This window comes from Pseudomonas sp. Marseille-Q8238, assembly GCF_965111915.1.
In genome coordinates this window covers 1920022-1944971 of record NZ_CBCOPI010000001.1, presented here as the reverse complement: position 1 = coordinate 1944971, position 24950 = coordinate 1920022, and the positions used below count along the sequence as shown (strand labels likewise).

General features: G+C 60.1%; 20 protein-coding genes and 1 rRNA gene. 5 read left to right on the top strand and 16 right to left on the bottom strand.

Translation table 11 applies throughout. The features are described 5' to 3' along the window. Positions 1-43: 43 nt before the first annotated feature. The 9 genes from ACWPW0_RS08945 to ACWPW0_RS08905 all read right to left on the bottom strand — a co-directional run bounded on the left by ACWPW0_RS08945 (position 44) and on the right by ACWPW0_RS08905 (position 11911). Positions 44-2431 carry an efflux RND transporter permease subunit gene (locus ACWPW0_RS08945; protein WP_454256716.1) on the bottom strand — a complete coding sequence of 796 codons (2388 nt, stop codon included), beginning with the start codon at positions 2429-2431 and terminating at the stop codon, positions 44-46. A 19-nt stretch (positions 2432-2450) separates the two neighbouring features. Continuing rightward, positions 2451-3533, bottom strand: coding sequence for a WD40/YVTN/BNR-like repeat-containing protein (locus ACWPW0_RS08940; protein ID WP_447590943.1), 1083 nt, complete (start codon positions 3531-3533; stop codon positions 2451-2453). A 275-nt stretch (positions 3534-3808) separates the two neighbouring features. Then, positions 3809-5164, bottom strand: a complete 1356-nt coding sequence (locus tag ACWPW0_RS08935; protein WP_454255099.1) for a DUF1329 domain-containing protein — start codon at positions 5162-5164, stop codon at positions 3809-3811. A 148-nt stretch (positions 5165-5312) separates the two neighbouring features. Next, positions 5313-7970, bottom strand: coding sequence for an aminopeptidase N (gene pepN, locus ACWPW0_RS08930; protein ID WP_454255098.1), 2658 nt, complete (start codon positions 7968-7970; stop codon positions 5313-5315). Between the two features lie 73 nt (positions 7971-8043). Further along, on the bottom strand, positions 8044-8871 hold the full coding sequence (locus ACWPW0_RS08925; RefSeq protein WP_454255097.1) for a DUF2797 domain-containing protein: 828 nt from the start codon (positions 8869-8871) through the stop codon (positions 8044-8046). 1 nt (position 8872) lies between these two features. Continuing rightward, complete coding sequence (locus tag ACWPW0_RS08920; RefSeq protein ID WP_447590939.1) at positions 8873-9136, bottom strand: YeaC family protein; 264 nt, start codon at positions 9134-9136, stop codon at positions 8873-8875. 45 nt (positions 9137-9181) lie between these two features. After that, positions 9182-10045 carry a rhomboid family intramembrane serine protease gene (locus tag ACWPW0_RS08915; protein WP_454255096.1) on the bottom strand — a complete coding sequence of 288 codons (864 nt, stop codon included), beginning with the start codon at positions 10043-10045 and terminating at the stop codon, positions 9182-9184. After that, the gene (locus ACWPW0_RS08910; RefSeq protein WP_447595608.1) at positions 10042-11010 is read right to left on the bottom strand and encodes a metallophosphoesterase; all 969 of its coding nucleotides are present in this window, start codon (positions 11008-11010) and stop codon (positions 10042-10044) included. The genes ACWPW0_RS08915 and ACWPW0_RS08910 overlap by 4 nt, the downstream gene beginning before the upstream one ends. 13 nt (positions 11011-11023) lie before the next feature. Further along, positions 11024-11911 (bottom strand): NAD(+) kinase, encoded by an 888-nt coding sequence (locus ACWPW0_RS08905; protein WP_447590937.1) that lies wholly within the window; start codon positions 11909-11911, stop codon positions 11024-11026. Positions 11912-11945: 34 nt separating this feature from the next. Here ACWPW0_RS08905 and ACWPW0_RS08900 point away from each other — a divergent pair, with 34 nt between their 5' ends. Next, the gene (locus ACWPW0_RS08900) at positions 11946-12965 is read left to right on the top strand and encodes a DUF1853 family protein (RefSeq protein ID WP_454255095.1); all 1020 of its coding nucleotides are present in this window, start codon (positions 11946-11948) and stop codon (positions 12963-12965) included. A 3-nt stretch (positions 12966-12968) separates the two neighbouring features. On the opposite strand, the gene ACWPW0_RS08895 is transcribed toward ACWPW0_RS08900, so the two are convergent. The 5 genes from ACWPW0_RS08895 to ACWPW0_RS08875 all read right to left on the bottom strand — a co-directional run bounded on the left by ACWPW0_RS08895 (position 12969) and on the right by ACWPW0_RS08875 (position 19222). Further along, positions 12969-14078: a cyclic nucleotide-binding domain-containing protein gene (locus ACWPW0_RS08895; protein ID WP_454255094.1), complete on the bottom strand. Its 1110-nt coding sequence runs from the start codon at positions 14076-14078 to the stop codon at positions 12969-12971. A 40-nt stretch (positions 14079-14118) separates the two neighbouring features. Continuing rightward, positions 14119-15057, bottom strand: a complete 939-nt coding sequence (locus ACWPW0_RS08890) for a 1-aminocyclopropane-1-carboxylate deaminase/D-cysteine desulfhydrase (RefSeq protein ID WP_454255093.1) — start codon at positions 15055-15057, stop codon at positions 14119-14121. Then, complete coding sequence (locus ACWPW0_RS08885) at positions 15054-16418, bottom strand: chromosome partitioning protein ParA (protein WP_454255092.1); 1365 nt, start codon at positions 16416-16418, stop codon at positions 15054-15056. Before ACWPW0_RS08885 ends, ACWPW0_RS08890 begins: the two co-directional genes overlap by 4 nt. Positions 16419-16693: 275 nt before the next feature. Beyond that, a complete protein-coding gene (locus ACWPW0_RS08880) occupies positions 16694-17125 on the bottom strand; it encodes a nuclear transport factor 2 family protein (protein WP_447590932.1) in 432 nt (143 codons plus the stop codon). Between the two features lie 63 nt (positions 17126-17188). Next, positions 17189-19222, bottom strand: a complete 2034-nt coding sequence (locus ACWPW0_RS08875; RefSeq protein WP_454255091.1) for an oxidoreductase — start codon at positions 19220-19222, stop codon at positions 17189-17191. A 204-nt stretch (positions 19223-19426) separates the two neighbouring features. Here ACWPW0_RS08875 and ACWPW0_RS08870 point away from each other — a divergent pair, with 204 nt between their 5' ends. The 4 genes from ACWPW0_RS08870 (at position 19427) to queD (ending at position 23212) form a co-directional block, all read left to right on the top strand. After that, positions 19427-20329, top strand: a complete 903-nt coding sequence (locus ACWPW0_RS08870) for a hydrolase (protein ID WP_454255090.1) — start codon at positions 19427-19429, stop codon at positions 20327-20329. Then, the gene (locus tag ACWPW0_RS08865; protein ID WP_447590929.1) at positions 20326-21363 is read left to right on the top strand and encodes an AraC family transcriptional regulator; all 1038 of its coding nucleotides are present in this window, start codon (positions 20326-20328) and stop codon (positions 21361-21363) included. Before ACWPW0_RS08870 ends, ACWPW0_RS08865 begins: the two co-directional genes overlap by 4 nt. 331 nt (positions 21364-21694) lie before the next feature. After that, positions 21695-22774 carry a patatin-like phospholipase family protein gene (locus ACWPW0_RS08860; RefSeq protein WP_454255089.1) on the top strand — a complete coding sequence of 360 codons (1080 nt, stop codon included), beginning with the start codon at positions 21695-21697 and terminating at the stop codon, positions 22772-22774. Positions 22775-22855: 81 nt separating this feature from the next. Continuing rightward, positions 22856-23212 carry a 6-carboxytetrahydropterin synthase QueD gene (gene queD, locus ACWPW0_RS08855; protein WP_447590927.1) on the top strand — a complete coding sequence of 119 codons (357 nt, stop codon included), beginning with the start codon at positions 22856-22858 and terminating at the stop codon, positions 23210-23212. Between the two features lie 56 nt (positions 23213-23268). On the opposite strand, the gene ACWPW0_RS08850 is transcribed toward queD, so the two are convergent. Continuing rightward, a protein-coding gene (locus tag ACWPW0_RS08850) for an IS3 family transposase (RefSeq protein WP_454255088.1) occupies positions 23269-24488 on the bottom strand; the annotation gives its coding sequence in 2 pieces (ribosomal slippage) (positions 23269-24120 and positions 24123-24488; 1218 coding nt in all). A gap of 246 nt (positions 24489-24734) precedes the next feature. After that, a 5S ribosomal RNA gene (rrf, locus tag ACWPW0_RS08845) occupies positions 24735-24850 on the bottom strand. Positions 24851-24950 lie beyond the last annotated feature (100 nt).

The window sequence follows — 24950 nt, the reverse complement described above, 5'->3', positions numbered from 1 at the left end:
TAAAAAAAGGCTCCCGAAGGAGCCTTTTTCAACAGCTGATAAATCAGTGAGCGAACAGCGAACCGCCCTTCTTACCGGCAAGTTTCTCCGGCTTGATCAGGAAGCGGGCCAGTGCCGGCAGCAGCCACAGCGCACCGAACATGTTCCACAGCAGCATGAAGGTCAGCATCAGCCCCATGTCCGCCTGGAACTTGATCGCCGAGAAGATCCAGGTCGCCACGCCGATGGCCAGGCACAGGCCTGTGAACATCACGGCCTTACCCGTGGACTTCAAGGTCTGGTAGTAGGCCTCCTGCAAGGTCATACCGGCACGCAGGAAACTCTCCAGGCGACTGTAAATGTAGATACCGTAGTCGACCCCGATACCCACACCCAACGCGATCACCGGCATCGTTGCCACCTTCACACCGATACCCAACGTGGCCATCAAGGCATTACCGAGGACAGAGGTCAGGATCAGCGGCAGGATGATGCACAGCATCGCGCCGAAGGAACGGAAGGTCAGCAGACACATTACCGCCACACAGATGTACACCAGCACCAGGATCTTCAGTTCCGAGGTGGCGATGACTTCGTTGGTGGCCGCTTCGATACCCGCGTTACCCGCTGCCAGGATGAACTCAAGGCCATCCTTGTTGTACTCGTCGGCAAACTCCTGAGCCACACCCACCGCACGCTTGAGTGTGTCGGCCTTGTGGTCGTTGAGGAACACCAGCACTGGCGCCAACGAGCAGTCAGCGTTGTACAGACCGTCAGCCCGGGCAATGGAGTTGTTCAGCACATCAGGGTTGCGCGACAGGGTTTCCCATTTCAGGTTGCCCTCGTTCATGCCCTTGATCATCTGCTTGGACACACTGACCATGGAGATCGCCGACTGGACGCCTGGCGTGTTCTCCATACGCCACATCAGCTCGTCCATAGGCGCCAGCGCCTCGTAGGTCGAGCACCCTTCATTCGCCGTCTTGACCATCACCACCAGAACGTCGGAGCTGGTGGAATAGTTGTCGATGATGAAGTTGTTGTCCTTGTTGTAGCGCGAGTCGGCACGCAGCTCCGGGGCCCCCTGATCGAGGTCACCGATCTGCAGATGCTCCTTCTGGTACATGAAGCCTGCAACGCCCGCAGCCAGAGCGATGACAACCGAGATCGGCGCCACGACCGGGTGTGCGAAGTAGGACAGCAGGCGCCAGAACGGATGGTCACGTACCGCGTCTTTCTTGCTGCGCTCGACGGCTTTCTTGCTGATACCGATGTAGGAAATTGCCACCGGCAGCAGGATCAGGTTGGTGAACACGATCACCGCGACACCGATGGACGCACCGATGGCCAGCTCGCGGATCACGCCAATATCGATGATCAACAGGGTAATGAAGCCAACCGCATCCACCAGAATCGCGATCATCCCCGGCAGGAACAGCTGACGGAAAGTACGACGCGCAGCGGTCAGGGCATTGTCGGCATCACTCGACTGCAGGGCGATACCGTTGATCTTCTGTACGCCGTGGGAAATACCGATGGCGAAGATCAGGAAGGGCACCAGCATCGAATACGGATCGAGACCGAAGCCCACCAGGTGCATCAGACCGAGCTGCCAGATCACCGCAATCAGCGTGGTCGACAGCACCGAGATAGTGCTGCGGATACACCAGCTGAACCAGTAGAGCAGAACCAGAGTGATCAGGAAGGCGATAGCAAAGAACGCCACCACCATGATCAGACCATCGATCAGATCACCCACCTTCTTGGCAAAGCCAACAATGTGGATTTGCACATTCGGGTTCTGGTTCTGGAACTTGTCGCGAATCTTCTCTTCCAGCTCGTGAGAGAACTGGCGGTAGTCGAGGGTCAGCAGTTCGCTCTGGTTATCCGGATTCGGATAGGACTCCAGCAACGGCACGTCGACGATACTCGACTTGAAGTTGTTGGCAACCAGGCGCCCGACCTGACCGGATTTGAGTACGTTGTTACGCAACTCTTCCAGGCTGTCCTTGGAACCGTCGTAGGTCTGCGGAATGACTTCCCCACCCTCGAAGCCTTCTTCGGTCACTTCAGTCCAGCGTACGCTGGGGCTCCAAAGCGACTTCAGACCGGAGCGGTCGACACCGGAGATGTAGAACACTTCGTCATGGATCTGCTTGAGCGTCTCCATGTACTCCTTGCTGAAGATGTCACCATCCTTGGCCTCGACGGAAATACGCACGGTATTACCGAGGTTGGCCAGGTCGTTACGGTGTTCCATCATCTTCTGGATGAAGGGGTGCTCCAGCGGAATCATCTTCTCGAAGCTGGTCGAGGGACGAATCATCGAAGCCTGCCAAAGCAGGAAAACACTGACCAGCAGGCAGATCGTGATCACTGCCGGCCGGTTATTGAAAATCAGGCGCTCAAGAAAGGTCGCCTTGTCTTGGTGATGGCTGCTCATCGTACTGATTACCTTCAAAAAGCCCGGCTTATTGTTTTTGGCCCGGAGCGGCGCCAGTCGCCGTAGCGATATGCACCCCACCCTGCCCCACGAGGATCAGGTTGCCGGCGGCATCGTCCGTAACCCCGGCCAGCGAGGCACGGTCACTACGGTTGATAACCGAGAACGTACGACCACCATCGCTGCTGCGCAGTACGCTGCCGCCATGGCCGACGATGACCAGCGTGCCGTCCTTCAATAAGGTGCCGCCCGCCAGACCGAAGCGCAGGGGACCGTTTTCGGAGAGCAGTTGCAGGCTCTGCCAGGTCGTGCCGAAGTCAGTGGAACGCAGCAGGTTGCCGCGCAGGCCATAGACCAGCAAGGTATTCGCATTGGCGGTGCCCAGTGCACCGAACAGGGAGCCTTCGTAGGGGGCGTGCATGCGCTCCCAGGTTTGTCCCCAGTCAGCGGAGCGGAACATGCTGCCCATTTCGCCGACCACGAACAGACCCGCATCCTTGACGGCAGTAATGCCGTTCAGGTGATAGCCATCTTCGTTGTCCAGGCGATCACTGACATTGTTCCAGTTCTGACCGCCATCAGTGGTTTCCAGCAGAGCACCGTAAGCACCTACGGCAAGTCCGTGATTGGCATCCTGGAACCAGATATCCAGTAAGGGGGCTTCGCGCTCAAGGTCTTCGAATTGCAATGTCCAGTTGGCACCACCGTCAGTGGTTGCCAGGATCTGTGCATCGTGACCGACAGCCCAGCCTTTCTTGTCGTCGATGAAAAATACACCGGTCAGCATCTGTCGGGTCGGCACACGCGCCTGAACCCAGTTTTTACCGGAGTCATCGGAAAACAGGATATGCCCACGATCACCTACCGCCACCAGGCGTTTGCCGGCATGGGCGATGTCCACCAGCAGGCTGGTTGCTGCCTTGGGTGACTCGACGGAGAAAACGGCAGGGGCATCCGTAGCCGCCTGGGCATGCATGGGAGCAGCCAGGGCAAGAACGGAAACCATGCTGAGCAAGGACAATGCTTTCGCCAGAGGCGATTGGAAACGGGTCGGCATCTGTACAGCGTGCAGATGGCCGGAGCAGGTGCGCCGCATGAAGGGCTCACGCATAAAACTTCCCCCTTTATTCTTATAAGTGGGTGCATGCCTAGATGGCAGACTCCCCATGCTATACAGCTTTGCAAAAGCCTTACAATCAGCGCGACGTTATGTTTTGTTAAGCACGTCCAACGAGACGCGTCGCATGCTGACTCCACACCCCGCAAGGCTGCCACAACTGTAGCGGCCTTTTGATGGCTCATGTGTGAATTCATTCAGCGACGCATACGGAACAGCCAACCAGCGCACAATCGAACAGCCAGCCCCCCGCCAAGTCACCCACTCGGTCAGCGTGTGCCCAGTCGCCTTAATGTGGCCGCAGAGAAATAGCTGCTGGGTGGCACCGGCTGGCTGAAGTCGCTGGTCCCCCGCTCTTCGTTATCCAGGTTCTGCACGTAGTAACGCCCCGATTGCAGATCATGGAAGACATCCAGCGCGGACCAGGTGGTAGGCACCTCGTAATAGTTCTTCAGGTAGGCCAGCGAAACCCGCCACAGCTCGCCACGGTTGTCGTACTGGTCTACCGCTGCGGCCTGCCAGCTGTCCTCATCGAGATACAGCGTACGCTTGGCATAGACATGTCGCGCCCCTGGTTTCAGCGTCCCCTCCACCACCCAGACCCGGTGCAGTTCATAACGGGTATAGGCCGGTTCGAGGTGCCCCGCACGAATCAACTGGGCGTATTGCACGTCCGGGCTGGACAACCGGTAGTTGTTGTACGGGATAAAGATCTCGCGCTTGCCCTGCAACTGCCAGTCGTAACGGTCCGGGGCGCCGTTGAACATGTCCTTGTCGTCTGCCGTCATCAGGTTGTCAGCCGTGCCCAGCGGCGTGTCATAGGCCACATTTGGCGCTCGGCGCACACGGCGCTGCCCTGCGGCATAAGCCCACGCCTGGCGCGCCTGGGCAACCTGATCGAGGGTTTCCTGCACCACCAACGCCCCACCGGCCAAGCGCGCCGGACTTTTTGTTTCCGCCAGGAAGTAGAACAGGATGTTGTTCAGCTCACTGGCTGAGCGGGCCTGGTAATAGTTGAACAGCGCTTCCTGACGCAGCGTTACCAAGCCGTAGCTGCCATTGCGCTGTACGCTGGCATCGGAGGACTGGCGCACGACATAGATACCGCGATAACGGGCGATGTGATTCCACAACGCTTCGACACCACGTTGTGGAATGGGGAACGGGATGCCCGCGTAGGCATCGGCAAAACCGTTGCCATCCTTCAGCAGATGCGCCTGGGCAGCATTGCGCCGCGTATTGTCATACACCCATTGCGGCGCCGACGCCGTACGCCGGCTTTGGTAGACCGGCATCGAGAAACTGTCTGGATAGGCCTTGAACAAGGCGACCTGCCCCGCCGTCAACTGCGCCTGGTATTGCTGCAGGTTGGCACTGGTGATGGTGAACAGCGGCTTGTCGTCGGGAAACGGGTCAACGTGATGCCGACCTGCACCGGCATAACCAGTCGGTGCCTGGGTAATGCCACCATCCCAGGCCGGAATGATGCCTGCCGTATTGCCGGCTCTTTCGCCACCCAACGGTGTCAGGCTGCCCCCCAGCTTGTCGACCTCGGTCTGGGGAGCTGCCGCCATGGCATTGGACAGACACAACAGCAAACCCGCTGTGAACACGCGCTTCAACATTGCACCACTCCATTCAAAGGCAGGCACAACCGACCGGGAGGCCTTACAGAAGGCTCCCGGCTAGCGGCAGTGAAAAAGAAATGCCGGTGCTCGATCCGAGCACCGATTAGCGAACCATCCGGGATGCCGAAAGCATCCCGGAGGACCATCAGGCCAGGCTCTTGCTCACGACTTCGTAGACGTCGCTGGACAGCTCGCCGGAGGCAAGAATGCGCTCCAGTTCGCCACGCATCAGCGCCTGACGCGCAGCGTCATACTTGCGCCAGCGGGTCAGCGGGCCGAGTTGACGTGAGGCGATCTGCGGGTTCGAAGCGTTGAGGCTGATCACCTGGTCGGCGAGGAAGCGATAGCCGCTGCCGTCGGCCGCGTGGAAGTTGATCAGGTTCTGCCCGGCGAAAGCCCCGATCAGGGCGCGGACCTTGTTCGGGTTCTTCAGGGTAAAGGCTGGGTGCTGCATCAGCGCCTGCACTCGCGCCAAACCACCCGGCAAGGTGCTGGCGGCCTGCACGCTGAACCACTGATCCATGACCAGGGCGTTGTCCTTGAAGTGCTCGGCGAAGGCCTTCAGTGCCTCGCCACGCTCGGCCTCGAACGGCGAATTGACCAGCACAGCCAGCGCGGTCAGGCGCTCGGTCATGTTGTCGCACACCTCGTACTGCTCCAGCGTGGCGGCCAGCACTTCCGGCTTGCCGGTGAGCATCAGGTAGGACAACGCGATGTTCTGCAGGCTGCGGCGGGCGAAGTGGCCTGCCTCGGCCACGTAGGCGGTCGCGCGCGACTGCTCGCGATTGGCTTGGTAACGCTGCCACAGCGGCTCGAACAGCGCATTGGCCAGTTCCTGACGAGCGAATTCACGCGCCGCATGAATCGCATCGACATCGGCCACGTCGCTGATCTCGGTAAGGTAGCTCTCACCCGGCAGCGAGAGCATCTCGGCGACCATCGCCTGGTCCAGCGAGGCGTCCTCCAGCAGGGTACGGAAGGCCGCAACCAGGCGCTGGTCGAGCACCAGTGGCTCGCCGCGCTGATGCTGGCCGATCAGTTCCTGCAGCACCTGCACCGCCAGTTGCTGGCCGGCCTCCCAGCGATTGAAACCGTCGGAGTCGTGCTGCATGAGGAACATCAGCTGGTCGCGGTCGTAGGGGAAGCTCAGCTTGACCGGCGCGGAGAAGCCCCGCAGTAGCGACGGCAGTGGCTGCTCAGCGATATCGACGAAGGTGAAGCGCTGTTGCGCCTCGGTCACCGACAGCACGCGGTTGCCGCCCGCGGCAGCGCTCTCACCCTGCAGGCGCAGTGGCAGGTCGTTGCCCTGGGCATCGAGCAGGCCCAGCTCGACCGGGATCACGAAGGGCAGCTTCTCGCTCTGACCCGGCGTCGCCGGACAGCTTTGGGTGAACGTCAGGGTGTAGGTTTTCGCGGCCGCATCGTACGACTCGCTGACCACCAGGCGCGGCGTGCCCGCCTGGGTGTACCAGCGCTTGAACTGGCTCAGGTCGACGCCGCTGGCATCTTCCATGGCCTTGACGAAATCGTCGCAGGTCACGGCCTGGCCGTCGTGGCGTTCGAAGTACAGGTCCGAGCCCTTACGGAATTTTTCCGCACCGAGCAGGGTGTGGATCATGCGCAGCACTTCGGAACCCTTCTCGTAGATGGTCAGGGTGTAGAAATTGGAGATCTCCATGTACGCATCCGGGCGCACCGGGTGGGCCATCGGGCCGGCGTCCTCGGCGAACTGGTGGGTACGCAGATAGGCCACGTCCTCGATGCGCTTGACCGTGCGCGAGTTCATGTCGGCGCTGAACTCGGCGTCGCGGAACACGGTGAAGCCTTCCTTGAGCGACAGCTGGAACCAGTCACGGCAGGTCACGCGGTTGCCCGACCAGTTGTGGAAGTACTCGTGGGCGACCACCGCCTCGACGCGCTGGTGGGCCGCGTCGGTGGCGGTTTCGGCGCGGGCCAGCACGCAGCTGGAGTTGAAGATGTTGAGGCCCTTGTTCTCCATGGCCCCCATGTTGAAGTCGTTGACCGCGACGATCATGAAGATATCCAGGTCGTATTCGCGGCCGTAGACCTCTTCGTCCCACTTCATCGATTTCTTCAGGCTGTTCATGCCGTGCTGCACCTTGTCGATGTTCTCCGGCTCGACGTAGATGCGCAGGGTCACTTCGCGGGCGTTCATGGTGGTAAAGGTATCTTCCACGCACCAGAGATCACCAGCGACCAGGGCGAACAGGTAGGCCGGTTTCATGAACGGATCTTCCCAGGTCGCCCAGTGGCGGCCGCCCTCTTCGCTGCCGCTGGCGATCGGGTTGCCGTTCGACAGCAGGACCGGGTAGCTGTGCTGCTCGGCGCTGAGGGTCGTGGTGAATTTGCTCATCACGTCCGGGCGGTCGAGGTAGTAGGTAATCTTGCGGAAACCCTCGGCCTCGCACTGGGTACAGAACATGCCGCTGGACTTGTACAGGCCTTCCAGCGCGGTGTTGCTTTCCGGGTGGATGCGCACGCTGCTATCGATGACGAAGGTGGCGGCGGTGGGCTGCAGCGTCAGGTGGCTGTCGGTGATTTGATAGTCGCCGGCGCTCAGCTCACGGTCGTCGAGGGCGACGCTGAGCAGCTCCAACTGCTGGCCGTCGAGCACCAGCGGCGGAAGGTCGGCACTCAGCGCCGGATTGCGGCGCATCACCAATTGCGTGTGGACCAGGGTGTGGTCTTCGAACAGCTCGAAGGTCAGGTGGGTCTCGTCGATCAGGTAATCGGGCGCCTGATAGTCCTTGAGGTAGATCATTTTCGGCTGTTCGGTACGCATGGCTTGTGGCCCTTTGTGTGCGAGCCGACAGTGCGGCCCGTTGACGATAAGTTCGGTAAAACGCGCTGGCCGATTACTGATGCACGGCCAGTTGGTACGCCGTGTACTTGCGGATGTTGATCACCCCGGTGTCGAACATCAGGTACTGGCCCTTGACGCCGAGCAGCGTACCCTCCACCAGCGGGTTCTTGTCCAGGTTGAAGCTGGTGATCTTCGCCGGATAGGCCTCGATCGGGTAGCTAATCTCCACCACCGGCTGTTCACTGAGCGGCTGCACCGCCTGGATGCCGAAACGCTCCTGCAGCGCCAGCACGCCATCGGCGCAGGCATCCAGGACCTGATCACGCACCGCCAGCAGGTCAACCGGCAGCGCATCGCCCTTGAGCAGCGCGCGCCAGTTGGTCTTGTCCGCCACCTGGCTGCGCAGCAGGTCCTCGACGAAGCCGGATTGCTGGCGGGTCGCGACGCGCATGATCGGCAGCGCCTGAGTCGCGCCCTGGTCGATCCAGCGTGTGGGAATCTGGGTGGCGCGGGTAATGCCGACCTTTACACCGGACGAGTTGGCCAGGTAGACCACATGATCGGTCATGCAGAACTGCTCACCCCAGCTCGGCTCGCGGCAGGTACCCGACTCGTAGTGGCAGCGCTCCGGGCTCATGATGCAGATGTCGCACTGCGCCAACTTCTGCATGCAGGGGTAGCAATAGCCCTGGCTGAAACTGGTCTTGGTCTTGCGGCCGCAATGGCTGCAGTGAATCGCGCCGAGGTATTCCAGGCGCAGGGTCTTGCCCACCAACGGATTGACCGGAATTTCCTCATCACCCAGGCGAAAGGCGTACTGCACCGGCGCGCCCAACTGCGCCGCCATCTTGCTCAGCGCACCGCGCCCCAACTCACTCACCTCAGTGCACCGTGTCGCTGGATTTGAACAGCAGATTGGGAATCGGCTCGGCGTGCGACTCGCACTCCTGCGGGCCCATGTAACCGGTACGCTGCTCTTCCGGCAGATTCTGGATTTCCCAGGCGATCATTGCCTGCAACGACAGCTCCTTCTGCTCCTGGCTCAGCTTGCGTCCATCCGGCCACTTGCCGATTTCCACCGCCAACTTGAGGCTCTGGTAGATATCGGGGGTGATGTTCTCGATCATTTCGGCAAAAGATGACATTTCAGGCTCCAGACAAACGTCATGGCAAAAATTCAGGCCGCCAGTTTAACGACGTGCGCGTGCCAATGCACCGCCGACCAGCCCCGCGACACAGCCCGCCACCAGCCCGCCGACATGCGCCGCATTGGCGATGGAGCCAAAGCCCAGCAGGTCGATCGCACCGCTCAGGCACACCAGCAACCAGATCAGCATCATCACCAGCACGCCGCGTGGCAGGCTGTAGGCTGGAGTTGGCGCCAGCAACTGGAAAATCCAGCAATAGCCAAGCAAGCCATACAACACGCCGGATAGACCACCAAAGCGCGCCGGACCGCCGAACCAGAACTGGGCCAGGTTGGATAGCAGGCCGAACAACACTGTCAGCCCCAACAATGCCAATGCACCCTGGCGTGCCTCGATACGCCGCCCCAGCTCCCAGTACCACATGCCATTCATCGCCAGGTGCAGCCAGCCGAAGTGGATGAACATCGGTGTGATCAACCGCCACCACTGCCCTGCCTCCATGCTGTCCAGCCAGGGCACGAAATACAGGTATTGGCCCTGTATGGAGTAGTCCTGGAACGTCAGCCAACTCACGCTGACAGGGTTATCGCCCAGCGACGTAATGCCCGCCACGATCAGGGTGAGCAATAGCATCAGCGCCGTCATCGGACTGCTACGCAACTGCCTGACCACACCTGCGCCAGCGGGCCGTTTCTGCAGGGGCGGCAGATCGTCCGGCTCGCCGCCCTGCGGATAGCGCGCATAGAGCTCGCGCACGCCGCCTGCCAGTTGTTCATCAGGTACCCAGAGCACCTGCTCGCCGGACTCTTCGCTGACCCGGTGCGGCACCTGCAGCCTGCGCAGCAGGGTGACAAAACCACTCAGGTCTTCATTCAAGGGCCGGCGTAACGCCGCCACTCTGCTCATCGTGGTGCCTCCGGCGGGTCGACATCGACCCAAACGAACTTGTCTGGCTCGATCCGGCTTTCCTGGTCGAGCCGGTAGGCCACCAGTTTGCCGGCCATTACCGCGCTGTAGTCCAGGCAGGCCAGGTTCGGGTGAATGGGGGATGGTGTGCCGCGGCGCCAGTAATGACCGACAAACAGCATCGGCTCGTCGAGGCCGTATTGCAGCAGGCGGCCCCGGTCCGCCGGGGACAAGGGCGTGCGCGCTACGTCGGCCGGCAAGCCGTCGGGCTGGAACACCACGTCACCATAGGTTTGCGGGTTATCCGCCCAGAACTTGGTGCGGAAGAAGGCGCGGGTAAAACCCTCCTCGCTGGTCAGCGTCAGGCCTTGTGGCAGGCGCATGTCCGTACCACGCAACAGGCGTTCGAAAACGCGATTGGCAAAGCTGCCCGGCACGGCCGAGGCTTTGACGAAGGGCTCATCGATGCGTCCATCCGGGTGCGTGACGCGCAGCGCTGTGATCAAGTCATGGTCCCAGCAGGCATGCACCACACGAAAACGCCCGGCATCGATGAACAACGGCAACTCGTAGAACCAGTTGAGAAAATCATGCCAGTCCGCCGGGTGGCTGGCGAACTGCGCTAACGTCTGCTGCAACAGCCGCTCGTGACGTGGCGTGTGCTCGCGAACGAACTGCTTGTCACTGGATGTGGGCGCCGGCGTGCTCCAGCCCAGGGCGTTGTATTCGTGGTTACCCATGATGCACAGCGCTTGCCCGGCCGCGACCATGTCGTGCACCAGATGCAGCGATTCGCGGATATGCGGGCCACGGTCGATCAGGTCACCGAGAAACAGCGCCATGCGCGTCGGATGACGCCAGACACCCGCATGGCGCCGATAGCCCATTTGTTCGAGCAGACGCGCCAGCGTATGGGCACAACCGTGCACATCGCCAATCAGGTCATAGCCGCGAGCCGGGTCCATACTCACACCGTTCTCAATCGTGACTCCACTGCCGGCCATTCCAGCCGAGCTTGGTTCGACAGGCCTCGTAGTAGTTGTGTTCCAGCGGATGAATCAGGCGCAGCTTCTGCGGTTTCTTCGACACGGTAATGGTGTCGCCAGGCGCGCAGGTGAAGTGGTTCTGCCCGTCGCAGGAAATCAGCGGGTACACCGGCAGATCGTCGGCCACCACGACCTTCAACTCACTGTTGCCATCGACCACGATCGGCCTGCTGGAAAGCGTGTGTGGGTACATCGGCACGATGACGATGGCATCCAGGCGCGGATGCATGATCGGTCCGCCGGCAGACAACGAATAGGCTGTGGAACCGGTCGGCGTGGCGATGATCAGGCCGTCGGCCTTCTGGCTGCAGACGAAATGCCCGTCGATATACAGTTCGAACTCGATCATCTTGGTCGACTTGCCAGGGTGCAGCACCACGTCGTTGAGCGCGTCGCCCTGGCCGATGGGCTCCCCATGACGACGGACCTCGGCCTGGAGCAGAAAGCGACTCTCTTCGATGAACTTGCCTTCGAGTACCTCGGCGACCCTCACCTCCAGCTCATCCGGCTTGATATCGGTGAGAAAGCCCAGGCTGCCACGGTTGATGCCGAGCACCGGTATCTTGTGACGTGCCAGCGCACGGGCCGCGCCCAGCATGCTGCCGTCGCCGCCGACCACGATCACCAGATCACAGACTTCACCCAGGATCTTGCGCGAGGAGGTCTGCAGACCATGCCCCGGCAGCACTTCGGCGATGGTGTCCTCGAGGATCACGTGCAAATGCCGCGCGATCAGAAAGTTCTTCAGACGGCGGATGGTATCGAGAACGTGGGGGCTGCCCAGGCGACCGATGATGCCGATATTGCGGAATTGCTCCATGGGGCGCTCTGCAACGGGAGGAATTGCCAGGATTATGGGCGAAACGGCTATACAGCAGCAAACCGCGCTCAGCTATGCTCGGCACATGGACGGCCAGTTCCCCGATGACCTGCTTGGCCAATTGCGCATCCCAGCGGTGCGGGACCTTGCCTGGGTGCTGCTCTCACCTGGCCTGCTCGATGCTCAAAACCTGCCCGTACGCCACCCACTCACAGCCAGCGAGTGGTCCACACAGCCTCACCAACTCCATGACTGGCTATTGCGGCAGGAACACGATAGCAGCCATCTGCACGCCTGGCTGGCCGAGGGTAGCAATCGACGCCTCGGCCGCTACTACGAACGGCTTTGGCAATTTGCCCTGTGCCAGGCTCCGGGTGTCGAGTTGCTCACGGCCAACCTGCCGATCCGCGAAAACGGCCACACGCTCGGTGAGCTCGACCTGGTGGTGCGTGACGGGCAAGGAACCCATCATCTGGAGCTGGCAATCAAGCTCTACCTGGGACCGCAACAGACAGCCGGCTGTGATCCACAGAACTGGATGGGGCCAGGGAGCCAGGATCGCCTCGGCCTTAAGCTGCAGCATCTGCGTCAGCATCAATTGCCACTCTCAGCCAGCCCGCAGGCGCGCACGGCACTGATCGGGATCTCCGAGGATGACGTGCAAGCCAACCTCTGGATGGCCGGCTACCTGTTCTACCCCTGGCCAACCCACTGCGCAGCGCCTCTGGGCAGCAATCCTCAGCATCTGTCCGGGCAATGGCTGCATCACCGTGACTGGCCTGCCTTTTATTCGGAGCACGGCACAGGCCACTGGCAGCCCTTGCCGCGCAGCGCCTGGCTGGCAAAAGCACGCTTGGATAACAGTCGGATCTGGGACAACGTACAACTGACGGAATGGTTGGCAGCCCTCAGTGAAGAGGCTCCCGCTCAGTTGATGGTCAGGCTGGAACGAACCAGCGCGGGCGACTGGCTGGAGGCGGAGCGCATCTTTCTGGTCAATGATCAGTGGCCGCAACCAGCAACTGCGACCTCAGCAATACGCGAACGTGGCTGACACTCAGCCACTGCGCTCGGTGCGCCCACCTGAGCGCGCCAGATAGCCAGGCCCGCTCTCGCAGAGCAATCCGTCACGCTGGATAGCCGGCAGCGCATCGACACCATCACGTAAGGCATAGGCACTGAAGCCCAACTGGGACAGCAGAAACACCGCACTGGCGCTTCTTTTCCCGCTGTCGCAATAGCACAGGTACGTGCGCGCCTTGTCCAGCAACCGGGTTTTCAGGCGCAACAGGTGCAACGGCATGTTCAGCGCCTGCAAGGCATGGGAACGCTCGTACTCTTCTTGCAGGCGCACATCGAGCCACTGCGCACCACTCGACAGCATGCGGGCAGCTTCACCGAAGGACACCTCATCGACTACCGGCGCCTTGAGCAGGGAAAAGAAATCCTGACGGTCGAGACGCAGCACCACGCCAGCTTCGATCAGGGTGACGCTGGCATTTCGCGGTTGATCGGAGAGCAGGGCCTCCTCGCCGAAACAGGCACCGACCTCCAGCTCGGCCAGTACCTGGCGATCACTGTCCATTCCTCGAATGACTTCGGCACGACCGCTCTTGAGAAAATAGCAGCAGTCACCGCCCTGCCCCTCCACCAGCACCCGACTTCCGGCGGGCAAGTCGATTGGATGCAAACGCTCGAGCATGGCGCGCACGTTGCCGGGCGGCACCTTGCTGAACAGCGGATTTTCCAACAGGCGGGCCAGCCATTCCGTGTCCTCTCCGTTACCGCCCAGCTCTACCAGAAGATCCTGATAGGCCAGGCGCCAGGTCACGAGGCGCCCGAGCAACGCGCTGTCCAGCGCCAAAACGCTGACATCACTTACCGCCAGCGCTTCCTGCTGGCGTGGCAGGCTGGGTGAGAGTGGATGGCAGCTGGCAGCGGTGCCCGCATGCAGACGCTCCTCGCTACCATCGGCCGAGCGCAGCAGGAGTTCACCGGATAACAGGTAATAGGTCGTGCGCCCCTGATCACCCTGGCGAAACAACAGCTGTCCGCCCAACAGAGGCAGCGGCACCAACTGGCTGCGCAACTCACGCCATTGCTGTTCGGACAAGACATTAAGTGGAGTAAAGCTACGCAACTGCTCGGGATTCAGCGGCTCACTCATCAGAACCTGTCCTTATCATTATTTCTGCTGGCTTCACTGCTCATGACACGGCCAATACCTGCAACTGCCCGGCCAGGGCTCGACGCCCCTGCAGGCCACCGGTATGCAGAAACAGCAGGCGCGTGCTGCGGGCAAAGTAACCGGCCTCAACCTCCGTGCGCAATGCCAGCAACGCTTTCGCGGTGTAAACAGATTCCAGTGGCACACCGGACTCCGCCTCTGTCGCCAGAATGAAACGCGCCAATTCGGCGTCCAGCCGGGCAAAGCCGCCTCGACTGGCATCCAGCAAGCGATAGCCCGTCATGGCCTGCGCGCCCAACAATTCAGCCAGGTTGCGCTCGACCCCATGCCCAACCGGTACGGCCAATGCTCCGTGTACCATCCGTTGCCCCCCTTCAGCCAGAACCAGGCCAGCCAAGGTGGTACCCGTTCCTGCAGCCAGCCACCAGCCGTCGTAGTCATTCCAGCCCAGTTGTGGCAACTGCTCTCGGGCCATCTCGACTATCAAGGCACAGGCCTGCGCTGCCGCCAGGCTGCAACCGCCTTCGTCGACCGGATACAAGTGCGGGTAACGGGCCAGCCAAGGTTGCCAGAAGTCAGCCTGATGACGAGCCCGATAGCCGCCATAGCCAAGCCAGTGCACGTGCATGCCGAATGCCTGCAAGTCACGAACGGTTGGGGTGTCCTGCGCCTCACCTCGCAGCAACCCCACCGTCTCGAACGAGAAACGCTGCCCCGCAGCCGCCAGCGCATGCAGATGATTGGAGTGCGGCCCACCCAGGCTGATCAACCCTTTCGAGCCCGCTAACTCAGCAGCCTGAAAATGCGGCAAGAGCTTGAACCACTTGTTGCCGGATAGCAGGGGATCGAGCAGGTCCAGGCGCAGTACCGCGACTTCGATGCCAGTGCTATTGAGCCAGCCAAGACGCAGGGGTTGCAGGGGCGCACAAGGCGCCCACTGCGGCACATTCACCGTCATTGGTTGACGGTGCGCAGGCGGCTACCTGTCTTGTGCCGGGCGCAGCAATTGGAGTCGCCGAGAATAAAGCGGCTGGGCGTTTCCACCCGATCGATGGGGGTCGCGCAGCGCTCACCGGACGGCAAAACAGCCTCGCAGACCGGCTGCTGATAATGCGCGAGCCACTGACGATACTGAGCCTCGGTGACAAAGCACTTGGCCGCCGCATAGCTCAGCGGATTGTCCTGATAGCGGGCAATATCCTGCAGCGGAATCGTCAGGTGTCCTGCGCCGGGGTGATACACCACGAACACCACGCCAAGCTTGGACAGGCGCTCGAGGATCTGCTCGCCTCCCTGGCTGGCAAACTCGTCGCGCTCACGTTGCACTCGCTCAAGCTCACGCTGCGAGCCGACTTCCTGCTCGGCGCGGTAGGCCAGCTCCATATCGCGGATTGCAACCTGCTCCTTGAGCTCAGCCACGGCAGCAGCCACCTTGGCCTGCAGTTCACCCTCGAACTGGGCACGCAGAATATCCGTCTCGGTTCGCGAATGCCGCTCCAGTGCACGCAACTGCTGGGTCATGTCTTCACGGTTTTTCTGGTAGTTGGCGCCCTGCTCGACCAGTTGCTTCTTGAGGGTAGCGTTCAATTCTTCCTGCTGACGCAGGGCGTGCTGCAGTTTGTGAATCTCGACCTGCGCCCCACGTTGCTGCTCGGCAATTCCCAGTTTGAGACGTGCCACTTCCTCTTCGTACTGCTTGCCCAATGTACTGATACGCAGGCGCTGCTGCTTGATCAGTTGAGCTGTCTTGAGCCTATGCTCCTGATCCTTCTGCTCTGCGAGCTTTTCGTTTGCAGCTCGCGCGGGGTCAGGCGCCTGCCATGTTTCCTCCGCGACCATCTGCAGACGCTCAGGCATCACCACGGAGGCCGAGTCATCCTCCACCAACATACCCAGGGCATTGCGCCTGACCGCATCACGCAACAGCACCAGATCGTTCTTTCCTGGTGCCAGGCTGGGGTCCCACAGGTGCATCTGGTGCCAGGAGACCGGACACTGACTGCGGCATGCCAGGCGAATCGGCCCGGCGCCCATGTCCGGACCACGCCCTGCGTTGTCTGCCAGATGCCGTAGTGGCAGATTCCAGCCTGAGTCGGCGGCACCCTTTTCATCGAAATCCAGGTAGAAGAACACCACAGCGCGGATCATCAGCCGCGGATTGATCAGCAGATACGCCATGCGCATCTGTTCGTCAGCAAACTCCGGCATGCTAACCACGCCATCGAGCAAGGCTTCGAATTCGGGGAAGAACATCTCCTTGCAGATGCCGCGTTCATTGAAGAACATCACGGCTTCGACCATCTGCGGTTTGTTCTGCATGCTTGTGTATTCCTCGCAGGCACAGGATGACAGTCGCTGCATAGCGGGCAGAGCCCGCCTGCACTTATCACCTGTGGCCCTGCTCAAGGCGTGCCGGACAAGCCGAACCGACAATCACGAGCAGGCCCCTGGACAGGTGCCATCCATTGTTTGGCCAAGTCTAGGGGAAAAAGCGAAGCGGGCAATGTGACTGGGTTGGCAGACGACCTGCCGCTGGCGCCAGATGCGCCAACGGCAGGGTCAAACTGTGATGCGGTTTTGCGCTATGCCGTGAGTCAGGCAGGTTTGGCTGTCAGAAAAGGTGCCAGACGCCGGCCCATTTCCTCGCCGAGTGCCTGCAGGCCGCTCATGGGGCGGACCATCACTTCGAACTCGACGATCTTGCCCGCATCGTCGAAACGGATCATGTCGATGCCTTTGAGCTCTCGCTCGCCGACCCGGGCGCTGAACTCCAGGACCAGGTTGAGACCATCATCGCTGACCAGCTCACGGTGGTAGACGAAGTCCTCGAAGACCTTGACCACGGTATTGAGAATCAGATTGACCGTTTGCGCGCCTGGGTAGGGAGTGTGCGCCATCGGCGAGCGGAAGACCGCCTGCGGGTGCAGCAGCTCACTCAACTGGCTCAGGTCGCCGGCAGCAACCATCTGGTGCCAGCTTTCAACGCTCGCGGCCACGGCCGGCGCGAGTTGCTTGGATGTGCTCATGGCAATTTCCTTGTTTTTATCAGCCCAAAGAAAACGCCCCGCACGAGGCGGGGCGCAGGTGATTCAAATTTCCGCAGCGAGGCGTGAGCCCTGGTTGATCGCGCGTTTGGCATCCAGCTCGGCGGCCACATCCGCGCCACCGATCAGGTGCACGCTTTGCCCGGCGGCAACCAGGCCGTCCTGCAACTCACGCAATGGGTCCTGGCCCGCGCAGACGATCACGGTATCCACCGGCAACACCTGCGGCTCGCCCTCGCCAATACGAATGTGCAGGCCGGCGTCATCGACCTTGAGGTACTCGACCGAATTGAGCATCTGCACATTCTTGTTCTTCAGGCCGGTGCGGTGGATCCAGCCGGTGGTCTTGCCCAGACCGTCGCCGACCTTCGAGGTCTTGCGCTGCAGCAGGAACACCTGACGCGCCGCCGGGTGCGGATGCGCCTGGATGCCGGCGATACCGCCACGGGCTTCCAGATCGGCATCGATGCCCCACTCCTTCCAGAACTCGTCGCGGTTGAGGCTGGTCGCTTCGCCCTGATGGGTGACGAACTCGGAGACGTCGAAACCGATACCACCAGCGCCGATGACCGCAACCTTCTGGCCGACCGGCTTGCGCTGCAGGATGGCATCCAGATAACTGATCACCTTGGCGTTTTCGATACCTGGGATCGCCGGCGTGCGCGGAGCGATACCGGTGGCCAGGATGATCTCGTCATAGCCGCCCTTGGCCAGGTCATCAGCCGAGACACGGGTATTCAGGCGCAGGTCGACACCGGTGGTTTCCAGCTTGCGCTTGAAGTATCGCAGAGTCTCGTAGAACTCCTCCTTGCCCGGTACGCGCTTGGCCACGTTGAACTGGCCGCCGATTTCGCTGGCCGAGTCGAACAGGGTCACGCTATGACCACGCTCCGCCGCGACGGTGGCAGCAGACAGGCCAGCAGGGCCGGCACCGACCACGGCGACCTTCTTCACCTTGGCGGTGGGGATGTAGTTCAGCTCGGTCTCGTGGCAGGCACGCGGGTTGACCAGGCAACTGGTGAGCTTGCCGCCGAAGGTGTGGTCCAGGCAGGCCTGGTTGCAACCGATGCAGGTGTTGATTTCATCGGCGCGGCCTTCGGCTGCCTTATTGACGAAGTCCGGATCGGCGAGGAATGGTCGGGCCATGGACACCATGTCCGCGTCCCCCTCGGCCAGCACCTGTTCGGCAACTTCCGGGGTGTTGATGCGGTTGGTGGTGATCAGCGGAATGCTCACTTCACCCTTGAGCTTGGCGGTCACCTTGGTGAACGCAGCACGCGGCACCTTGGTGGCAATGGTCGGGATACGTGCTTCGTGCCAACCGATACCGGTATTGATGATGGTGGCGCCGGCTTTCTCAATGGCCTTGGCCAGCAGGACGATTTCGTCCCAGGTGCTGCCACCTTCGACCAGGTCGAGCATCGACAGACGATAAATAATGATGAAGTTCGGACCGACCGCCTCCCGTACACGGCGGACGATTTCCACCGGCAGGCGCATGCGGTTTTCGTAGCTGCCGCCCCAACGGTCGGTGCGGTGATTGGTGTGGGCAGCGAGGAACTGATTGATGAAGTAGCCCTCGGACCCCATGATCTCGACGCCGTCGTACTCGGCCTGTTGGGCCAGGACGGAGCAGGTGACAAAGTCCTGAATCTGCTTCTCGATGCCGTCCTCGTCCAGCTCACGCGGTTTGAATGGATTGATCGGCGCCTGGATCGCACTCGGCGCAACCGACTTCGGGCTGTAGGCATAGCGACCGGCGTGGAGGATCTGCATGGCGATCTTGCCGCCAGCTTCGTGTACCGCGCGGGTGACGATCTTGTGGTTCTCGGCTTCCTCGGCGGTGGTCAGCTTGGCCGCACCGGAATAGACGCCACCTTCCACGTTCGGGCCGATGCCGCCGGTGACCATCAGGCCGACACCACCACGGGCACGCTCGGCGAAGTAAGCCGCCATGCGCTCGAAGCCGCCCGGTTTCTCTTCCAGGCCGGTATGCATCGAGCCCATCAGGGTGCGGTTCTTCAGGGTGGTGAAGCCGAGGTCGAGCGGAGCCAGCAGATGCGGGTATTGAGCAGACATGGATCTCTCCAGAGCAGACATGCAATTCACGGGACGCCGTAGCCTCAACAGGACCACGATCAGTTATGGGGCAGACGATAAAGAGCAGTCGGCTGCGGCTCAATGATCGAAACTAACAACTTATTGATCAAAAGTAGCAGCACGACTTGGCATTGCCGATCGACTCCCCTACCCTGAGCAACGAACCCAATGACACGTCCGGTTATGCGCAAACTGCTTATCCTGCTTCTCGCCGCTGCCTTTATCGGCGCCGGTACAGCCTATGCCTTCTGGCTCCGCGAAATGCCGGTCAGCCATTACCTGTCCGACCTGGGTAGCACAATCAGCGAGCCGGGCAATGCGCCAGGCGATACTGGCAACCTGCTCGCCCTGAATCCCGCATTATTTCCCAGCGATTATCAGGATCCGGAACGCCTGCGCCTGAAGCTGTCCAGCGCACTGGACAATGCTCGTGCCCAAGGGTTACTCACCAACGACACCCTGGTCGCCCTCCCTGAACATATCGGTACGTGGCTGATGCTGCGTAACGAGAAACCAGAGATCTATCGCGCTCGTTCACTTAGCGAGGCGCAACCGCTGCTGATCCTGAGCAACCCTGTGGCCTTACTACGCACGTGGCTGTTCAGCGATAAAACGTTGCCATTGAGTGACCTGATACTGCGAATGAAAGCGCGGCAGGCTGCAGCCGATTACCAGCAACTGTTCAGCAGCCTGGCTGCGGAATACCGCGTCACCCTGCAGGCCGGCTCGATCCTGCTTCCAGAGCCCAGCCTCAAGAATGGCAAGTTGCACACGGGCTATGGCGCGCTACGCAATGTCGGCATGGTCTTTAAACCCGACGGCACATTGGCCAGCCCACTGCTAGCCCTGCCCTGGCCGGTGACGACCGATAGCGAGCAGACAACGGTACAACTGGGGGAACGACACCTTCTGCTGACGCATCAAGGTATCCAACTCGATATAGCAGGACACAGGGCGCTGGCCGCATCGTTCCTGCAAGGTCGGTTGTGGCCATTACCACTCGAGCAGCACACGTTCCAACTGACGCCAGATAACGATCCGCGCAGCCAGACCGTGCTCGTCAATCGCTGGTTGAGCGAGGGGTGAAGGCTCCACGTGTTCGCCTGGGTGACCTATCCGTAGGGTTTATCCATGGCCTGGCCGACGCCATCAGAGAAGCGGGACAGAATCCCACGCCGCTGCTCGATCAGTTCGGTCTTGATGCAGCACGCCTGGCCGAACCACAAGGCCGCTTGTCGATACCCCGCTACATGCGCCTCGGTCATGCGGCTATCCAGCTCTGTGGCAATCCGGCACTGGGCTTGGCCATGGGCCGACTCAGTCACCTGGGGCAGCTCGGCCTCGCCGGCGTTACCGCAGCCCAAGCGCCTACTGTCCGTGAAGCAGCACGCTGCCTGACTCGCTTCGAACTGCTCTATGCCCGCAACTACCGGGGGCAATCGAGCTTTCATGAAGACAGCCGTGGGGCCTGGTTGCGCTTCTACTCGATCAGCCCTTACAACGCCTACAACCGGTTTGTCGTCGATGCAGTATTGGCCGGCTGGTATCGCCACCTGAGCCAGTTGAGTGGCGGCCCTGTCGTGGTGGAAAAGGTCGAAGTCGAATTCGCCGCCCCCGTCTATGCCGACCGCTACAGCGAGCTATTCGACTGCCCGGTAGAGTTTTCCGCAGCGGCCAATCAATTGCGCCTAAGTCAGCCAACGCTTGGCCGTCGAAGTCAGCAGCACTGCCCGAGCACCTGGCAGCAGCTACTTGGCCTATGCGAGGTTGAGCTTGAACAGCTGACCCGCACACGCAGCCTGCGCGAGCGTATTACGCGCCTGCTAGGGCCTCTTCTGCATGGACAGGAACCGGACCTGGAAGAGATCGCCACACGCCTGCAACTGCCCGTATGGACACTGCGGCGCAAGCTGGCGGAAGAAGGGACGCAGTACCGAGCGATTCTCAACGATACCCGGCGTGATCTGGCGATGGCATATATCAGGGATACTGAACTGGCGTTCAGCGAAATTGCATACTTACTGGGTTTTGCCTCGGCAGAGGCTTTTCAGCGGGCCTTCAAGCGCTGGAGTGGGCAGACTCCTGGAGAGTTCCGCCGCCACCAGCGCCTACAGGCCTAAAGGACTTCACAGCTCTGTAGCATCTTCGGCCGGCTCGGCCGGGTCACGCTCAACTGCGTGGAACTCAAGTAACTCTTCAACGTAATCGTCCATAAGGTTTCCTCCTGTTATGACGTTATGGCCTACCTAATGACCACGACAGTAGCCTGAAGATTCCCTATGACAGGCGTATGACACGGGAAATTGCTCCCGACAGCCCATTACGCGCCTTCCCAAGTCCATTCATGCCAGCACTGGGCCGTGCATCCATGACCGTACATTCACAGCCTGAAGCAGCTTGGTCTGGCACATTAGGTCACTATAATCCTTGGCCCGGTCTATGGAGATCAACATGGCAGCCATTCATATCAAGTCCCCTGCTCTCAACTTTCGGGCGGGCAAGCGCGCGATCGCACACATCCGCGAAAATGGTCTGCGGCCTGAGGATGTCGGGATTCTGCCTGGCGCTGCAGGTGGGCCCAAAGGGCTTGGGATCCAAGGGCTGGACATGGCGCTGTTCGGAGACTGGCTTCCACGTGCGCCTCGTGTACGAACTCTGATTGGTGCATCGATTGGCTCCTGGCGCTTTGCCAGCGCTTGCCTGCCAGATGCGAGCGCGGGTATTCGCCGCCTGGGCGAGCTCTATACCAGCCAACGCTTTGCCAAAAATGTAAGCATGACCGAAGTCTCCCGCAGCTGTGTGCAACTGCTCGAGGAGCTTCTGCAGGGGCAAGATGCAACGATCCTGGATAATCCGCTCTATCGCCTGAACATCGTCGTAGTCAGGAGTCACGGCCTATTGCAGCAGGATAAAAAAGGACATCTGGGGCTCGGTCTGTCTTCTGTGATCGGTAACAACTTGCTGAGTAGACAGCGGCTGGGCAAGCACTTCGATCGGGTGATTCTGCACGATGCCCGGCAAGCCCCTCCACTCAATGAACTGACAGACTTCAGCTCAGAATTTCATACCCTCAACACACTCAATCTTCGCCAAGCGCTGCTGGCCTCAGGTTCGATTCCGATGGTGATGGAAGCTATCCGGGAGATACCAGGATTGACCCCAGGTGCCTACCGCGATGGCGGGCTGCTCGACTATCACCTGGACCTTCCCTACAAAACGGATGGGATCGTTCTTTATCCACACTTCACCGATAAAGTGGTCCCTGGATGGTTCGACAAAGGCCTTCCCTGGCGCCGAGGTGATCAGCAACGCCTGCAGGATGTCGTACTGCTCTCCCCCTCCAGCAGCTACTTGTCCGGCCTCCCCCACGGGAAGTTGCCAGACAGAAGCGATTTCAAACGCTACCTGGGCAATGACAACGGACGCGAGCAGTACTGGAACAAAGCAATGGACGAAAGCCAGAGACTGGGAGACGAGTTTCTCGAACTGGCTGATACCGATCGTCTCGTAGAGCGTCTGCAACCCCTTTGATAGCCATATCAAGATAGGTAGAGCTGGTAAACTTCGCCGCTTTGGTTGCCTGTCGCAACCGTCTGCAGAGCCCCAAAGATCGTGGAATTGTTCAAAGAGTTCATCTTCGAGTCGGCACATCGGTTGCCGCATGTCCCCGAGGGTCACAAGTGTGGCCGCCTACATGGCCACTCCTTCCGAGTGGCAATCTATATCGAAGGCGATGTCGATCCACATACCGGCTGGATTCGCGACTTCTCTGAGATCAAGACCATCTTCAAACCTATCTATGATCAGCTTGATCATAACTATCTGAATGACATCCCAGGTCTTGAAAACCCGACTAGTGAAAACCTGGCGAAATGGCTATGGCAGCAAGTCAAACCGCTCTTGCCGGAGCTATCCCGTATTCGTATTCATGAGACCTGCACAAGCGGCTGTGAATACCGAGGGGATTGAATCCGATTGTCTAGTCCTGAAATAGGTTTACACCGTTTCAGCTAGATTTGCGGCACCTAGAGCGCCCGATGCACCGCATCGGGCGTTTTGTATTTCAGGGCCCTATGCGGCCGCTCCGTGTTGTAGATTCTGACGGCCTCGCTGACCATTAACCTGGCCTGCTCCAAGTCATTGGGGCTTCGCTGCAGTAGTTCGTTCTTCAGGATTCCATTCACCCGCTCTGCAAGCGCGTTCTGATAGCAGTCGTAGCCATCGGTCATCGAACACCGCACGCCATGGCGCTTGTGCAGCTCCTGATAAAGCGCCGAGCAATATTGGACTCCACGATCAGAGTGATGGATGAGCCCATGGTTAGTGCGGCGACCGCGCAAGGCGTGTCGAAAGGCAACGGCCACAGACTCGGCATGCAAGCCCTCGTGAACGTGATGACCGACGATCTTCCGTGAGTAAGCATCAGTGACCAAGCTCAGATACAAAGGACCACTGCGCGCCGGCAGATACGTAATATCCGCCACCCACACATGCTCGGGCGCTGCCGCTGTAACTTGATCGGGCCCCGGCTTCAGCCGGTTCGGATGCCGATAGAAACGATGAAAGCTATGCGTGGTCTTGTGATACGCGCGCTTGGGTAAAACCAGCAGGCGACGCTCACCCAGGATCGAAAATAGCCGGTCACGACCTACCTTCAGGCTGTCATTGGGCTGGTTGTGCAGAAGATGATGCAACTTACGCGTGCCGATCCGCGGCTGGCGCACCCTTATGAAACTGACGTACTGAGCGACCTGTTCACCCTGCCTATGGCGCTGGTCAGCAACACGGTTGCGCTTGTAGTAAGCCTGGCGGCTGATGGAAAGAAACTGGCAAGCCCTGACAACGGTCAGCCCTTGGATTTGCTCTTGCGAGAGGACTTGCCGGGTCGCTTTTTTACGATCGAAACACCGTAATCCTTCTTCAACACATCGACCACAGCCTCAAAGAACTGGGCCTTCTGGCTCATGAGCTGCAATTGCTGCTCTAGCTCCTTGATGCGTTGCTCAGGCGTCAGGTCTTTGGGATCGGTCACAGCTTCACTCCTATCGGCTCGAATCGATGCCCCCTGGCTCCAATCCTGCCGACCATGCTTACGCAACCATACCAAAATGGTAGACCTGCCCTGGATGCCATACCGTGCCTGCGCCTGTTTGTAAGTCAGCTCGCCCTTTTCGACCTGATCAACCACAGCCAATTTAAAAGTCAGCGAGTAATCACGCTGCGTACGCTTAACACCTTGCTCCATCGAGCTCTCCAGATTCTCGGGATAAAGGTGTAAACCTTATTCAGGACGGGACAATCCGATGGATAATAAAAAGCCACCCTAGGGTGGCTTTTTATTTGCTCTGTTTATTCGAGCGTAGGTTCCGCTCCTGCAAGGGTTGAGAGAGGCTTATCCCTCTTCAGTGCTTCCAGCTTGCTCACCAATTTTTCCGTCGCGCAAAGCCAAACCCCCAACCCGATTACTCGGATTGGGGGTTTGGGGATAGGAGCTTGACGATGACCTACTCTCACATGGGGAAACCCCACACTACCATCGGCGATGCGTCGTTTCACTACTGAGTTCGGGATGGGATCAGGTGGTTCCAACGCTCTATGGTCGTCAAGCAATTCGGTTGCTGTATCGGTGTTTAGTCGCTACAGCGAATTGGGTATGTGATGTGGTGGTATTGCGTGTTCAGGCAAATTTTCGGTTTGTTTGTCGACT

Bases quoted from the DNA above. Each gene is read 5' to 3' on its own strand.
- ACWPW0_RS08880 (WP_447590932.1), bottom strand. From the start codon at position 17,125: ATGAGCACATCCAAGCAACTCGCGCCGGCCGTGGCCGCGAGCGTTGAA.
- ACWPW0_RS08940 (WP_447590943.1), bottom strand. From the start codon at position 3,533: ATGCGTGAGCCCTTCATGCGGCGCACCTGCTCCGGCCATCTGCACGCT.
- ACWPW0_RS08875 (WP_454255091.1), bottom strand. From the start codon at position 19,222: ATGTCTGCTCAATACCCGCATCTGCTGGCTCCGCTCGACCTCGGCTTC.
- ACWPW0_RS08895 (WP_454255094.1), bottom strand. From the start codon at position 14,078: ATGAGTGAGCCGCTGAATCCCGAGCAGTTGCGTAGCTTTACTCCACTT.
- ACWPW0_RS08890 (WP_454255093.1), bottom strand. From the start codon at position 15,057: ATGACGGTGAATGTGCCGCAGTGGGCGCCTTGTGCGCCCCTGCAACCC.
- ACWPW0_RS08860 (WP_454255089.1), top strand. From the start codon at position 21,695: ATGGCAGCCATTCATATCAAGTCCCCTGCTCTCAACTTTCGGGCGGGC.
- ACWPW0_RS08900 (WP_454255095.1), top strand. From the start codon at position 11,946: ATGGGCGAAACGGCTATACAGCAGCAAACCGCGCTCAGCTATGCTCGG.
- ACWPW0_RS08910 (WP_447595608.1), bottom strand. From the start codon at position 11,010: ATGGACCCGGCTCGCGGCTATGACCTGATTGGCGATGTGCACGGTTGT.
- ACWPW0_RS08920 (WP_447590939.1), bottom strand. From the start codon at position 9,136: ATGTCATCTTTTGCCGAAATGATCGAGAACATCACCCCCGATATCTAC.
- ACWPW0_RS08870 (WP_454255090.1), top strand. From the start codon at position 19,427: ATGCGCAAACTGCTTATCCTGCTTCTCGCCGCTGCCTTTATCGGCGCC.
- ACWPW0_RS08915 (WP_454255096.1), bottom strand. From the start codon at position 10,045: ATGAGCAGAGTGGCGGCGTTACGCCGGCCCTTGAATGAAGACCTGAGT.
- pepN (WP_454255098.1), bottom strand. From the start codon at position 7,970: ATGCGTACCGAACAGCCGAAAATGATCTACCTCAAGGACTATCAGGCG.
- ACWPW0_RS08885 (WP_454255092.1), bottom strand. From the start codon at position 16,418: ATGCAGAACAAACCGCAGATGGTCGAAGCCGTGATGTTCTTCAATGAA.
- ACWPW0_RS08905 (WP_447590937.1), bottom strand. From the start codon at position 11,911: ATGGAGCAATTCCGCAATATCGGCATCATCGGTCGCCTGGGCAGCCCC.
- ACWPW0_RS08935 (WP_454255099.1), bottom strand. From the start codon at position 5,164: ATGTTGAAGCGCGTGTTCACAGCGGGTTTGCTGTTGTGTCTGTCCAAT.